The organism is Pontixanthobacter gangjinensis (genome assembly GCF_009827545.1).
Classification (GTDB): Bacteria; Pseudomonadota; Alphaproteobacteria; order Sphingomonadales; family Sphingomonadaceae; genus Pontixanthobacter; species Pontixanthobacter gangjinensis.
This window is the reverse complement of record NZ_WTYS01000001.1, coordinates 2,090,843-2,104,270: the sequence shown is the minus strand read 5'-3', so window position 1 is coordinate 2,104,270 and position 13,428 is coordinate 2,090,843. Positions and strand designations below refer to the sequence as shown.

Below are 13,428 nucleotides of genomic sequence, written 5' to 3'. Positions count from 1 at the left end.
CACTATCACCTTTGCGGTTTAATCGGAATTTCCTTGGACCCTTTCGTGGCCATCCGGCGTTGGGGTTCCATGTGGTTTGATAGTTGGTCCGACATTATTCGAGTGTTGCTGGCGACGCTTGCATCGTATGCAGCGATTATCGTGATCTTGAGGGTGAGCGGCAAACGCTCTCTTTCTAAACTCAATGCGTTTGATTTCGTCGTCACGATCGCGCTCGGTTCGATCCTTGCCTCTGTTATTTTGACGAAGTCTGTTTCGTTAAGCGAAGGCATCGCGGCGTTTTTCGGTTTGGCATTCCTCCAACTGATTGTGACATGGCTTTCGAATAAGTCACAGACATTTGCCAAGGCTATTCGCTCAGAGCCCAAGCTGCTTTTGTGCGACGGTGAATTTCAAGAAGAAGCCTTGGCCAATGAACGCGTGACGCGCGGCGAGGTTGAGGCGGCGATCCGCAAGAAAGGCCACGGTGTCGTAGAAGAAATCGCCGCGGTAGTTTTAGAATCGGATGGCGAATTAAGCGTGATTTGCGATGGCAAGGCTGCAGATTGCACTGCGCTGCGGTCGGTTTTGAAGCCCGGAGAAACCAGCCTTTAAGTCGCGAGAAGTCGGTCGTTCAGGAATAATGCCACATCATCCAGTGACACCTCGTGATCCAAAAATGCTGCGCCGATGCTGCGCAGCAAAATAAATGGCAATGTCCCGGCATCCATCTTCTTGTCGTGCCGCATGTGGTCCACCAGCTTTGCACCATCGCATTTCAAGTTTAGCGAGGTAATCTCGGTTGGCAGACCCGATCCGGCAATAGCACTTTTGACCCGGTCTGCGTCTGTTGCAGAGATGTAGCCACGCCGCGCCGAATATTGTGCCGCCAGCACCATGCCGAGCGCCACGCCTTCGCCATGCAAAAGCCTGTTTGAAAAGCCGGTCTCGGCTTCGAGCGCGTGGCCGAATGTGTGACCCAGATTTAATAACGCGCGAACACCGCTTGTCTCGCGCTCGTCTGCGGCCACGATACGCGCCTTGGCTGCAACGCTTCGCGCAACTGCTTCTGCAACCGCTATATCGTCATGTGCGATTACTTCGTTCCCGTTGGCTTCGCACCATTCAAAGAATTCAAGATCGCCCAAAATCCCGTATTTTATCACTTCGGCATAGCCGGCCTGCATCTCGCGAACCGGCAGCGTCTTAAGTGTATCGGTGTCGGCCAATACTAACGAGGGTTGGTGAAATGCGCCGATCAGATTCTTGCCTGCGGAGGTGTTTATCGCAGTTTTGCCGCCAACCGAGGAATCGACTTGCGACAGCAGAGTTGTTGGCAATTGCACAAACCCGCAGCCGCGTTTGAGGATTGAGCAGGCAAAGCCGGTCAAATCGCCCACCACACCTCCGCCGAGCGCAAACACATGATCTCCGCGTTCGACACCCTGAGCGAGCATCCATTCGGTCAACGCCTGCAACCCGTCCCAGCTTTTGGAGCCTTCACCCGAAGCAACATCGAACCAAACGGGTGTCTTTCCGGCAGCGTCGAACGATGCCGCAAGTCGATCGCCATGCAATTCGCGCGCATTGCTATCCGCCACAATCGGAACAATTGTTTTACGGATGAAGCGGTGCGACAGCGATGCGGCATTGCTGAGCAAGTCCTGACCGACATGGACTTGGTAACTGCGCCCGGCGAGTTCGACATTTATCACAGCCATCGATCTATTGCCTCAATTATAGCCATTGCGGTCTCGAAATGCGGTCCATCATCACTTGCCACGCGGATTGGGGCGAGCGCATAATGCGGCTCGCGCTCCTTGTGCAGGCGCGCCAGAATTTCATGCGGGTCACCATCGCGTAGCAATGGCCGGGTGTCCCGGCGACCGGTTCTTTCGACCAGCACATCAATCTCGCAATCGATCCACACGGTGATCGCGTTTTCGAGGATAAGTGCCCTTGTTTCGTCATTGATAAATGCCCCGCCGCCAGTTGCAATCACCCCCAGATGTTCATCCATCAGCCGTGCGATAACGCGCCGTTCGCCGTCGCGGAAATAAGCTTCGCCGAATTGTTCGAAAATCTCCGCGACGGACAGTTGCGCGGCGTCTTCAATTTCATTGTCCGCATCGATAAAGTCGGTTTGCAACAGTGCGGCAAGTTTGCGTCCAACCGTCGATTTACCCGTGCCCATCAGCCCAACCAGGACGATCGGCTTAGTTAGCCGCGCGCTCACGCTTTGCGCAATCTTGGCAATTTGGCCGGGCGTTTGGCCAGTTTCTTCAGGGGGCAGGGCGTTTTCTCGCATTGCCGCCCCGCCTATAGATGCGCTAGGCTAGGCGCAACTATGGTTGAAACAGGAAGCGCGTGATTTGAGTATGGCTGGCAAAACTTCTGGTTTATACAAACGCATCGGGTTTATTGCCGCTGCGGTGATCTGTGCCGTGCTGTTGGTTGCGTGGATTAACGGCGGCGAAGAGCCTTTGCACTCCATTTCTGTACCTGTTGAAGCACCGGAGAATGTTCAGTGAAGAATACCGGAGGCATAAGGGGCAAGCGCGGGGCGCTGCTGGCGGGCGCGGCTTTGGCACTTTGCTCAACACTGGTAATGGCGCAAGCCGCGCCAGAATCTTTGTTGCCGCCCGGATTTGATGATCCGGCGCCTGCACCAACTGGCACTGCGAAACCCGCACCGAGGCCCGCGCCAAGGCCCGCACCGAGCGCTACGCCGGCGGGTCGTCCTGCGGCCACTTCGGGCACCAGCAGCTCTGTGGTTCAACCGCTTCCAAGCGGCGATGGAGCAACTGCACCAGCCCCCGCATCTGGCGGGAGTATAAGCCGACTGCCAACACTTGATGAGTTGGAAAACCTAGATGCGGACGAGCTGGATGAATTGCTCGGCCTTAAGCCGAAATTCGATATTCCACCTGCTTCAAGGCGGTCGATGGAGCGTGTCGGCGTACTGGCAGCGAGCGAGGGCGGCTTGCCTTCACAGGCGCTCGCCCGTCAGCCGGCATCGATTGTTCGTGCTTCGCTTGGTGGTATCAAAGGACCGATGGTATCGCGTTGGGGGCACATTATGCTTCGCCGCGCGCTGGTCAGCAGGCTTGCTGCGCCCGAAGGCATGAACCCCGTCGAATTTGCAACACTGCGCGTAAAGGCGCTCAACCAATTGGGTGAGCATTCTGCTGCCCGAGCAGTTGCGCAGGATGTGGACAGCGGAAATTGGGATCTTAACCTGTCAAATGCTGCGCTTGATGCATTTATCGGCACCTCCGATTTGGTTGGAGCCTGCCCGGTTTCCCAAATCAAAGGCAGGTCGCTGGAGGGCATTCGCTGGCAATTGGTGCGCGACATATGCTTTGCATTCGCTGGTCAGTCAGGGCGGGCACAGGAAAATCTCAACAAGGCGTTCCGTGACAAAGATGCGTCACAAATTGACGTGCTGTTGGCACAACGTTTTGCCGGGGCTGCAGGCGGCGGGCGGCGCGCGATCAATCTGGAATGGGATGGGGTTACCGAATTAACGGCGTGGCGTTTCGCGATTGCCAACGCCGTTGGGGCCGAGCTTCCAGAAGCTTTGCTCAAGGATGCTGGACCGTATTTTCAGAACATCGCTGCGACCGCGCCGATGTTACCCTTGGCGCAGCGTGCCGAGGGGGCCACCATTGCCGCCGGGCGCGGCGTCATGTCCTCTTCCGCGATGGTTGACCTTTACAGCCAGATTTACGCTCAAGGTGAAGGCGCCGGCGGCGAGAGCTTGACCGCGTCCAATTTGCGAGCCGCGTATGTTGCCACCGACCCTGCGGCACGGGTCAAGGCAATTAACGATGTTTGGGGCGCTACCCAGACCGATTACAGCCGTTATGTGCTGACCGCTTATGCAGCAGCAAGGATAACCCCGAGCGAAGATCTGGCCGATAATGCGCCGAAATTGCTAGCATCAATGTTGACCGCAGGATTGGATGCCGATGCTCTTAGCTGGGCACAAATTGTGCCTCAGGGATCGCAGGGATGGGCGTTGCTGGCGCTTGCCCAACCGCAGCGTCCGTCCCCGGTTACTGGATCGCAACTTTCTACATTCATTGGCGATGATGACAGCGAGGGTCAGCGCAAGTCGCAATTCTTGCTCGCGGGCCTTGCCGGGCTTGGCAGGATTGATGACGCTACCCAGGCCAGCGCGTCGAGCGACTTGGGGGTTGATTTGTCGCGCGGTACCAAATGGAGCCAATTGATTGACAGCGCAGCGCAGGTCAATAATCCTGCGCTCGTTGCGTATCTGGCAGGCGTTGGGATGCAGGGCAGCGGATGGGATAAAATGACCGCTCGGCACCTCTATCACATCGTATCCGCACTGAACCGTGTTGGCATGTCAGCAGAGGCACGGATGATTGCTGCGGAAGCAGTCGCACGCGGGTGATGCCTCTTGCGACTCGATTGGCCTGACTGGTGGCATCTGCAATCGAAGAATACCTGACGATGCTTGCCGCAGAACGCGGTGCGGCACCAAATACGCTGTTGGCCTATCGCCGGGATCTTGAAAGCGCGGAAGAGTTCATTGGTGATCTGGTTGCTGCGGAGGCAAAAGATTTGCACCGTTTAGGCCAGGCATGGAGTGATTTGGCCCCATCAAGCCTGGCCAGAAAATCTTCGGCATTGAAGCAGTTCTTTGGGTTCCTCGTTGATGAGGGGCTTCGCGAAGACGACCCATCACCGTCGTTGCCACGACCGCAAGCCCGCCGGCCGCTTCCCAAAATCCTTTCGCATGATCAAGTGGAAACCTTGTTGGCCCGGGCAGAGCAGGAGGCGGAAAGCGGAAAACCCGCTGCCGTGCGGATGCTGGCTTTGCTCGAATTGCTCTACGGTTCGGGCCTTCGCGCGACAGAATTGGTATCGCTACCTTTATCCGCAGTACCGCGTGATGCGCCATTCCTGACAGTTACGGGCAAGGGCGGTGCAACCCGGATGGTGCCGATTAGCGGCCGTGCGAAGCAGGCCTTGGCGAATTGGCTCGCGCTGCGCGATGATGCACCCAAGTTTTTGTTTCCATCGAGGGGCAAGCACCTGAGCCGGATACGTCTGTATCAAATGCTCAAAGAATTGGCGCTGAGAGCTGATTTGCCAGCGGAGAAGATCAGCCCGCACGTGCTGCGCCATGCGTTCGCCACGCATTTGTTGGAGGGCGGGGCGGATTTGCGTGTCTTGCAAACCTTGCTTGGCCATGCGGATATTGCGACTACCCAGATTTACACGCATGTCGACAGTGCCCGGCTCGTTGCGCTAGTAAATGAACGACATCCTCTTGCCCAGAACCGTTCTAGGGACTAGCGCAAAACCATGACAGCTTACCTAGAATTTGAGAAACCGATTGCTCAACTCGAAGGCAGGATTGCAGATTTGCGCTCCGCCTCAGCCAGCGATGAAGTCGATATTTCCGCCGAATTGGTCCGGCTTGAGCAGAAGAACGCTGATTTGCTGGCCAGCACCTATAACTCGCTCACCCCATGGCAAAAGACTCAAGTTGCACGCCACCCGTTGCGTCCGCATTTTCGTGATTTTGTCGAGCACGCTTTTGACGATTTTATGCCGCTTGGGGGGGACCGCAGTTACGGCGATGATGAAGCGATTCTAGGCGGCTTTGCGAAACTCAATGGGCGGCGCGTGATGCTGATCGGTCATGAGAAGGGCAATGATACCGAAAGCCGCATCCGGCATAATTTCGGGATGGGTAAGCCGGAGGGGTATCGCAAAGCGATCCGCCTGATGGAAATGGCGGATAAGTTCGGGCTGCCAGTTGTGACCTTGGTTGATACCTCGGGTGCCTTTCCGGGCATTGAGGCCGAGGAGCGCGGGCAAGCAGAGGCGATTGCTCGTTCGACCGAAGCGTGTCTTGCGCTTGGTGTTCCAATGGTTGCGTGCATTGTTGGTGAAGGCGGCTCGGGCGGGGCGGTTGCACTTGCCAGCGCGGAACGCGTCTTGATGTTTGAACATGCAGTGTATTCGGTCATTTCGCCTGAGGGATGTGCATCGATTTTGTGGCGGACTGCTGAAAAAGCTCCTGATGCTGCCGAGGCGATGAAAATTACTGCACAGAATTTGAAGAAGCTCGGTGTGATTGACCGGATTGTCAAAGAGCCTGTCGGCGGGGCGCATCGCGATCCCGCGTTGGCTGCGACAGCGCTGGGTGCGGCGATTGGAGAAGAAATCGACGCATTGCTGAATTTGCCACGCGAGGAAATCCGCCGGTTGCGCGAGGAGCGCTTTCTCCAGCTTGGATCAGATTAGGGCGTTAAGTTTCCTAGCAGGAACAATTTTGCTGCCAAAGGGTTGATTGAACAAGTTTTTCACATGCGCTATCATTGCGCATACGATAATTTGGAGGATCAAAAATGCCCCGCATAAAAAACGTCGCGCTTGCTTCGGTTGCCACCATGTCAATTGCCCTTACCGGGTGTATGGGTGGTGAAATTCCGTCTGCTTCTGCGCCGATTACGCAAACAGAGGCGCAGCAAGGGGCGGAATTCCACCCGCAATTGCTAAGCGAATTTGGCGGGACCTATCAGGGCCCCCAAGCCGCCTATGTAGAGCAAGTGGGTAAGAATATCGCCGTGCAGTCGGGCCTTGGCAATGCGCGTGATTCCTTCACCGTTTCGTTGCTCAATAGCCCGGTTAACAACGCATTCGCCGTGCCTGGCGGTTATATTTATTCGACCCGGCAATTGGTTGCCTTGATGAACAATGAAGCCGAACTTGCGGGCGTATTGGGCCACGAAGTTGGCCACGTTGCGGCTCGCCATTCGCAGCGTCGCCAGTCTGAGGCTCAGAAGAATTCGCTGTTGGGAACAGGTCTCGCAATTCTGACCGGTGTAGTTCTGGGCGACAGCCAGATCGGCAACACCTTGTCCAAGGGGTTTTTGCAAGGCTCGCAGATGCTGACGTTGAAGTTTTCGCGCAGCCAAGAATTGCAGGCTGATGATCTGGGCATCGAATATCTGACCAAGGCCGGCTATGATCCGCGCGCAATGGGCACTGTTCTGCAAAGCTTGGCAGACCAAAATGCGCTCGACGCGCGTTTGCAAGGACGTGAAAGCGCCAATATTCCGGCTTGGGCCTCGACCCATCCCGATCCGGCCAGCCGCGTCCGCACTGCCTTGGCCAAAGCTGCTGGCGGGACGGGCACAACCAACCGCGACACATTTCTGACCCGAATTGACGGAATCACTTACGGAGATGATCCTAAGCAGGGCGTTGTCGAGGGTCGCCAATTTATCCACCCGGAACTGCGTCTGTCCTTCACCGCGCCGCAGGGTTTCTATATGGTCAATGGCACCCGCGCTGTGTCGATCAACGGCCAAAGCGGAAAGGCGCAATTCTCGCTTGCCGCCTATAATGGCAATCTCAACACATATATTAATAGCGTGTTTGCCAGCTTGAGCTCAGAGCAACAACAATTGCGGCCTGCCGACATAAAGCGGACGACCGTGAATGGAATACCGGCGGCCTATGGTACCGCGCGGGTAACCTCAGGCGGCAATTCTGTGGATGTAGTGGTCTTCGCGTATGAGTTTGCCAATGACCGTGCCTATCATTTTGCAACCATTACGCCGGCAGGAAATGGATCGGCCTTCAATGCGATGTTCAATTCGATGCGAAAGATTTCGCAAACCGAGGCGAACGCTATCGTGCCGCGTGTTATTGACGTGGTTACAGTCGGGCGCGGTGACACGATTCAGTCGCTCGCCAACCGGATGGCCTATGATTCGGGCAAGGTTGAACGCTTTCGTGTGCTGAACGGGTTGGGCACTGGCGATACGCTGCAGGCGGGTCAAAAGGTCAAAATCGTCGTTCGCGGAAGATAATTTTTGTTTTCTTGGGGCCAGGCGTGGGCAATAAAATCTCTTCTTTAGGCCGCCGAGTTGACCGCTTGCCGCAAGTCAGCGTGAAACCAAGCCTGCTGATGCAAGTACCCGGCGTTTGAAGGCACACAAAAAGCACCTCACACAACAAAAAAGGCGGCAGGGAAGCCCTGCCGCCTTTCTTTGATTTGGTATCGAACCGTCTATTAGACGGTGTTCGATTCACCCATCTTAGTCGACACAGTCGAGAATGTGGTGTTCAGCTCGTTACCGAGGCCTTGCATCGCAGTAATCGCTGCAACAGCGATAAGAGCGGCAATCAGACCGTATTCGATAGCAGTCGCGCCCTGTTCGTCGCGAAGAAGGTTTTTGAAAAATTTCATCTTTAGTCTCCTGGTTATAGTCTTCGATGCTAAGCCATCCTGGTTATTTTCAGGCCGAGCGATATTCGAGATAGGTGCAACAAGTTTATAAAGTCCTAAGCCGGCTGGCTGAATTTTATCCTTCACCCATCGCGTCATTGATTTGGCTGGATACGACACCCCAAAGTCCGGTGTTTTCGTTGGCAACAGCCTCGAAAGCACCAATGGATGCGATAACAACCAAAGAAGCGATCAGTCCGTATTCGATAGCTGTGCTCCCACGATCGTCATTGGCGATCCGAGTTAGGAGTTGCATCAGTGTCATGGGTACATCCATCGGTTACAATTCTGATTTGCCCTTGTCTGATTGAAATCTTAAGAAATGGTTGAAGGGGGTTCGCAAACTGGAAAATATTCCGACATTGTTGACAGTTGTTGCTGCAGCTTTCGAGCGGCCCGATGGGCGCTGGCTGATGCATAAGCGCCCTGCGGACAAGCACCATGGCGGCTTATGGGAATTTCCCGGTGGCAAGGTTGAATCCGGCGAAACACCCGTAAATGCGTTGATAAGGGAGATTACGGAGGAATTGGGGGTTGCGATCGATTGTGCCAATGCCGTCCCGATTGGCTTTGCCGAATCCGGGAGTGAGGGCGTTATACCGCCGATTGTAATACTTCTTTACAGGCTGAACGAGTGGATAGGCGAACCCGTAGCGTTGGAAGGCGGAGCAGTCGGCTGGTTTACCCCGGCCCAGATGGCCAGACTGGATAAACCGCCGCTCGATTGCAGCCTTGTAGACCGGCTTTTCCACTAATCTTAGGGGGGAACGTCAATTGAGTGCGTATTTTGGGCAATAAAGCATTGCCAAGCTGAACATGCCCCCTTATGTGCCGCCCTCCAAGTGCACCCGTAGCTCAGCTGGATAGAGTACCTGACTACGAATCAGGGGGCCGGAGGTTCGAATCCTTCCGGGTGCACCATTAAAAAGAGCATCCCGCCGGGGTGCTCTTTTTTGTTTGTGATTTCGGAAAATGCGATTTGTGCGCTCTGCACGAAGTCGGAGATCGCGAATTGATGGCCGAGTTTCGCTGGCGTCTTTCAAGTCCGTGACATTTGTGCCCGAGCTAGTCTTCCGCCATTCTCTCGAGCTGATGCATATCATCGTCGGAAAAGCCGAAATGATGCCCCGCTTCGTGGATCACCACGTGCCGTATCAGTTCTTTCAATCCAACCCCGGTATCGATCCATTCGCGCAACAATGGCTGTCTGAACAAGGAAATTACGGGGGGAAGATCGCCGCTCTCCCAGACTGACTCCTTAGATAGCGGCCTGCCTTCATATAGGCCGCTCAAGCCCCATCGAGTGGCAATGTTCACCGATTGTAGCTGCTCGGGCGTCGCAAACTCTTCAACCTTGAGTACCACATTCGCCAATCTCTCGCGCAGGAATTCAGGGATCGATGCGAGGGCCGCCAAGGCTTCCTCCTCAAACATTTCGCGGGTGGGATAGGGGGGTGATGATAAAGGCATAGCCCGGATATGGTGACGCGGCAGGCAAATTCCAGATTGAATGCGGAACCCACGGCCGGGCAGATAGTTATGAAATCAAACGCAATTTGAAAGGACTACACCCATGGCTACCGCCGAAAAGATTTTTGAGCGCCTCAAACAGGATCATGATCACCACCGTGAACTGCTTGAAAAAATCGCGAACACTGAAGGCAAGACGGCCGAGCGCGACGAACTGTTCACGCGGTTTACGAAAGAAGTTAAAAGTCACGCAGCAGCAGAGGAGCAAGCGCTCTATTCGACGATGCTGCGCAAGCCCCCGACGACTGATGACACGCGCCATTCGGTGGCGGAACATCACGAATTAAATGAAGCGCTGAATGATTTGGCCGCCACTGACATGGCAACAGGAGCATGGCTGCAAAAATTCAAACAACTCAAGCATGATTATCTGCATCATATCGAGGAAGAAGAAGACGATCATTTCCCCGATTTTGAAAAATATCTGACCGCCGAAGATGAGGCGCATATGAGCGATGTTTTCGAAAAGCGTAAGAAAGCCGAACATGCCGATGCCGAAGTGACACCTGAAAAGATGGGCGAAGGCAAAGAGTAGAGCGTCGCCGTTTCGCGCAGAAACACCGACAAGACATTTGCATTTTGACACTGTTTGGGTGCAAGCAGCCCACAACTACAAACCATTTGCCAGCCATGCCCCGGGGGAAGCTTTCCGAAGGTTGGCTGGCTTTTGATTTGGTACCAACGCTTTCGTACTGGATTGATAGATGAATAAATTTGCCGCTAGCGATGAAGATCTTGAGAGTGGCAAGGTTCACGTTCCAGACGATGTTCAAGACGCCATACGGACGTTGATCGCATGGTCGGGCGATGACCCTGCTCGTGAAGGGTTGCTCGACACACCGAAGCGTGTTGCGCGTGCTTGGAAGGAATATTGCCAAGGGTATCAGGAAGACCCGGCGGTCCATCTTAGCCGTGTTTTTGAAGAAGTAGGCGGTTACGAAGAGATCGTGCTGCTGAAAGACATCCCGTTCCAGTCTCATTGCGAGCACCACATGGCACCAATTATCGGCAAGGCTGCGATTGCTTATTTGCCGACCAACCGCGTTGTGGGAATTTCGAAGCTGGCAAGAGTGCTTCACGGATATGCGCGTCGCCTGCAAATTCAGGAACGTCTTACCGCTGAAGTGGCGGAATGCATCTGGGAGCACCTTGAGCCACGCGGCGTCGCGGTGGTTATCGATGCAAGTCATGCGTGCATGACGGCGCGCGGAGTGCGTACACCCGGCGTGGGGATGGTTACCAGCCGGATGATGGGCACGTTTCTAGAAGACCAGCGAAGCCGCAAAGAAGTGCTCAGCCTGATGGGCTATTGACTATAGCATGAAGCGGCGGCGACCTTCGGGATCGACGCTAGGAACTTGCTTCAGAAGGTCCGCCCCCACAAAAAACCGCCAAGAGTGGCGGTACGGAAGGTTATCAGCGCGTCCGGCTAGCTGCGAAATGTTATAATGTGGTTCGTAAATATATGCACCAGAATGGACCGGGCAGCGCCGCAGCGCCACCCGGACCTCAAAGGCTTACAATTGCCCGAGCATGTGCTCTGCGCTGCTGACAGAGAAATCGCCAGGTGCTTCAACATTTAGCTGTTCGACAACGCCGTTGTTGACGACCATCGAAAAACGTTGGCCGCGCTGACCCAGGCCAAATCCCGAGCCGTCCATGGTTAGGCCGATTGCTTGGGCGAAATCGCCGTTACCATCGCCAAGCATTGTTATGCCATCTGCATTGTTAGCGTCTTTCCATGCGCCAAGAACGAATGCGTCATTAACTGCGGTGCAGGCAATCTCGTCGATTCCTTTGGCTTTCAGTTCATCAGATTTCTCGACGAAACCGGGCAGGTGGCGTGCTGAACAAGTCGGCGTGTAAGCACCGGGCACACTGAAAAGAGCCACTTTCTTGCCAGCGAAATAGTCGCTCGATTGAACAGCTTCGGGTCCTTCTGGGGTTGCTTTGACCAATTTAACGTCTGGAAGAGTGTCGCCTACTGCAATTGTCATTAGTAATTTCCTTTCGTGAGAATGTCTTGTGGCGGTTGATATAGGAAGTGTGTGCGTTGCGGCAATGATTAGATGATATAAGGATATCTTTATATTTGCATCTGGGCATTCAAATCGCTAGGTGACCGGCAATCCAAAAGCGCCTGCAATCGGGTGCGACTTTTTTGAATTCAGGAGACTTTGCGTGGCCGCCGATAAACAAGATTATATCATCCAGGACATTTCCCTCGCCGATTACGGTCGTGCGGAAATCAACATTGCCGAAACAGAAATGCCGGGCCTGATGGCGCTTCGCGAAGAGTTCGGTGATAGCAAACCACTAACGGGTGCGCGGATCACCGGTTCGCTACACATGACCATCCAGACTGCTGTTCTAATGGAAACTTTGACCGCTCTTGGCGCCGAAGTCCGCTGGGCTACTTGCAACATCTATTCGACCCAAGATCACGCTGCTGCTGCTATGGCTGCTGCCGGCATCCCGATTTTCGCGATTAAGGGTGAAACCCTCGCCGAATATTGGGATTACGTCGGCAATATCTTTGCATGGGGCACAGATGCAGATCCTGACCAAACAGCCAACATCATCCTTGATGATGGCGGCGATGCGACTTCGTTCGCACTGTGGGGCGCACGTTTGGAAGCTGGCGAGACAATGCCTGCGCCGACCAATCCCGAAGAAATTGAAATGCAGCGCGCGGTTAAGGCCTATATTGCCAAGCACCCTGGCTATCTGACCAAAACAGTTCAGAATTTGAAGGGCGTTTCAGAGGAAACAACCACTGGCGTTCACCGCCTTTACCACCTCGCCAAGAACGGCAAATTGCCCTTCCCTGCGATAAACGTCAATGACAGCGTGACCAAGTCCAAGTTCGACAACCTATATGGTTGTAAGGAATCGCTAGTCGACGCGATCCGCCGTGCAACTGATGTAATGCTTGCCGGTAAGGTCGCATGTGTCGCCGGCTTTGGTGATGTGGGCAAGGGTTCGGCCGACAGCCTGCGCAATGGCGGCGCGCGCGTTATGGTCACTGAAATCGACCCGATTTGCGCATTGCAAGCGGCGATGGAAGGTTATGAAGTTGTCACGATGGAAGAAGCGACCAAGCGTTGCGACATTTTCGTCACCACGACGGGCAATGAAGATGTCATCACCGCCGAGCACATGAAGGCGATGAAGCCGATGAGTATCGTGTGCAACATCGGTCACTTCGACAGCGAGATCCAAATTGGCGCTCTCGACAATTATGATTGGGCAGAAATCAAGCCGGGGACTGACCTCGTGACATTCCCCGATGGCAAGCAAATCATTATCCTCGCCAAAGGCCGTCTGGTGAATCTTGGTTGTGCCACCGGGCACCCAAGCTTTGTGATGAGCTGCTCGTTCACCAATCAGGTGTTGGCGCAGATTGAGCTCTATACCAAGGGTGAGCAGTACAATAACGAAGTCTACGTTTTGCCCAAGCATCTCGACGAAAAAGTTGCTGCGCTGCACCTTGAGAAGCTGGGCGTTAAGCTGACCAAGCTAAGCCAGAACCAGGCCGATTACATCGGTGTGCCTGTCGAGGGTCCGTTCAAACCCGAACATTACCGCTACTAAGACACTCTCTTTCGCAGAGCTGCCAAATGCAGTTTTGACGATGGAAA

At 54.6% G+C, this 13,428-nt stretch carries 16 protein-coding genes and 1 tRNA gene; 11 read left to right on the top strand and 6 right to left on the bottom strand.

What is annotated here, in order from left to right; translation table 11 throughout:
* The first annotated feature begins 45 nt into the window (after positions 1–45).
* On the top strand, positions 46–594 hold the full coding sequence (locus tag GRI36_RS09970; RefSeq protein ID WP_328598375.1) for a DUF421 domain-containing protein: 549 nt from the start codon (positions 46–48) through the stop codon (positions 592–594).
* On the opposite strand, the gene aroB is transcribed toward GRI36_RS09970, so the two are convergent.
* On the bottom strand, positions 591–1,700 hold the full coding sequence (gene aroB / locus GRI36_RS09965; RefSeq protein ID WP_160598329.1) for a 3-dehydroquinate synthase: 1,110 nt from the start codon (positions 1,698–1,700) through the stop codon (positions 591–593). The genes GRI36_RS09970 and aroB overlap by 4 nt on opposite strands.
* On the bottom strand, positions 1,691–2,287 hold the full coding sequence (locus GRI36_RS09960) for a shikimate kinase (protein ID WP_160598328.1): 597 nt from the start codon (positions 2,285–2,287) through the stop codon (positions 1,691–1,693). Before GRI36_RS09960 ends, aroB begins: the two co-directional genes overlap by 10 nt.
* A gap of 43 nt (positions 2,288–2,330) precedes the next feature.
* Between GRI36_RS09960 and GRI36_RS09955 the strand changes: the two genes are divergently transcribed.
* From GRI36_RS09955 to GRI36_RS09935, 5 genes are all read left to right on the top strand, one after another.
* Positions 2,331–2,510, top strand: a complete 180-nt coding sequence (locus GRI36_RS09955) for a hypothetical protein (RefSeq protein WP_160598327.1) — start codon at positions 2,331–2,333, stop codon at positions 2,508–2,510.
* Positions 2,507–4,399, top strand: a complete 1,893-nt coding sequence (locus GRI36_RS09950) for a hypothetical protein (protein ID WP_328598374.1) — start codon at positions 2,507–2,509, stop codon at positions 4,397–4,399. The genes GRI36_RS09955 and GRI36_RS09950 overlap by 4 nt, the downstream gene beginning before the upstream one ends.
* 26 nt (positions 4,400–4,425) lie before the next feature.
* A complete protein-coding gene (locus GRI36_RS09945) occupies positions 4,426–5,307 on the top strand; it encodes a tyrosine recombinase (protein ID WP_202392252.1) in 882 nt (293 codons plus the stop codon).
* A gap of 9 nt (positions 5,308–5,316) precedes the next feature.
* Entirely contained in the window at positions 5,317–6,264 is a 948-nt protein-coding gene (locus tag GRI36_RS09940; RefSeq protein WP_160598325.1) for an acetyl-CoA carboxylase carboxyltransferase subunit alpha, read from the top strand.
* A gap of 104 nt (positions 6,265–6,368) precedes the next feature.
* On the top strand, positions 6,369–7,838 hold the full coding sequence (locus GRI36_RS09935; RefSeq protein ID WP_160598324.1) for a M48 family metalloprotease: 1,470 nt from the start codon (positions 6,369–6,371) through the stop codon (positions 7,836–7,838).
* Positions 7,839–8,041: 203 nt separating this feature from the next.
* Here the strand turns inward: GRI36_RS09935 and GRI36_RS09930 are convergent, their stop codons facing one another.
* Together GRI36_RS09930 and GRI36_RS09925 are read right to left on the bottom strand one after the other, a co-directional pair.
* Positions 8,042–8,218, bottom strand: a complete 177-nt coding sequence (locus GRI36_RS09930) for a Flp family type IVb pilin (protein WP_160598323.1) — start codon at positions 8,216–8,218, stop codon at positions 8,042–8,044.
* Positions 8,219–8,333: 115 nt separating this feature from the next.
* Complete coding sequence (locus tag GRI36_RS09925; RefSeq protein WP_160598322.1) at positions 8,334–8,522, bottom strand: Flp family type IVb pilin; 189 nt, start codon at positions 8,520–8,522, stop codon at positions 8,334–8,336.
* 61 nt (positions 8,523–8,583) lie between these two features.
* Here GRI36_RS09925 and GRI36_RS09920 point away from each other — a divergent pair, with 61 nt between their 5' ends.
* Together GRI36_RS09920 and GRI36_RS09915 are read left to right on the top strand one after the other, a co-directional pair.
* The gene (locus GRI36_RS09920; protein WP_268893852.1) at positions 8,584–9,012 is read left to right on the top strand and encodes a (deoxy)nucleoside triphosphate pyrophosphohydrolase; all 429 of its coding nucleotides are present in this window, start codon (positions 8,584–8,586) and stop codon (positions 9,010–9,012) included.
* Between the two features lie 89 nt (positions 9,013–9,101).
* Positions 9,102–9,178, top strand: a tRNA-Arg gene (locus tag GRI36_RS09915).
* Positions 9,179–9,322: 144 nt separating this feature from the next.
* Here GRI36_RS09915 and GRI36_RS09910 read toward each other — a convergent pair.
* Positions 9,323–9,673, bottom strand: a complete 351-nt coding sequence (locus GRI36_RS09910) for a metallopeptidase family protein (protein WP_328598373.1) — start codon at positions 9,671–9,673, stop codon at positions 9,323–9,325.
* Positions 9,674–9,830: 157 nt separating this feature from the next.
* Between GRI36_RS09910 and GRI36_RS09905 the strand changes: the two genes are divergently transcribed.
* Positions 9,831–10,322, top strand: coding sequence for a hemerythrin domain-containing protein (locus tag GRI36_RS09905; RefSeq protein WP_160598320.1), 492 nt, complete (start codon positions 9,831–9,833; stop codon positions 10,320–10,322).
* Between the two features lie 169 nt (positions 10,323–10,491).
* A complete protein-coding gene (folE, locus tag GRI36_RS09900; protein WP_160598319.1) occupies positions 10,492–11,100 on the top strand; it encodes a GTP cyclohydrolase I FolE in 609 nt (202 codons plus the stop codon).
* A gap of 204 nt (positions 11,101–11,304) precedes the next feature.
* Here the strand turns inward: folE and GRI36_RS09895 are convergent, their stop codons facing one another.
* Complete coding sequence (locus tag GRI36_RS09895) at positions 11,305–11,784, bottom strand: peroxiredoxin (RefSeq protein WP_160598318.1); 480 nt, start codon at positions 11,782–11,784, stop codon at positions 11,305–11,307.
* 184 nt (positions 11,785–11,968) lie between these two features.
* Here GRI36_RS09895 and ahcY point away from each other — a divergent pair, with 184 nt between their 5' ends.
* Positions 11,969–13,381 carry an adenosylhomocysteinase gene (gene ahcY, locus GRI36_RS09890; protein ID WP_160598317.1) on the top strand — a complete coding sequence of 471 codons (1,413 nt, stop codon included), beginning with the start codon at positions 11,969–11,971 and terminating at the stop codon, positions 13,379–13,381.
* Positions 13,382–13,428 lie beyond the last annotated feature (47 nt).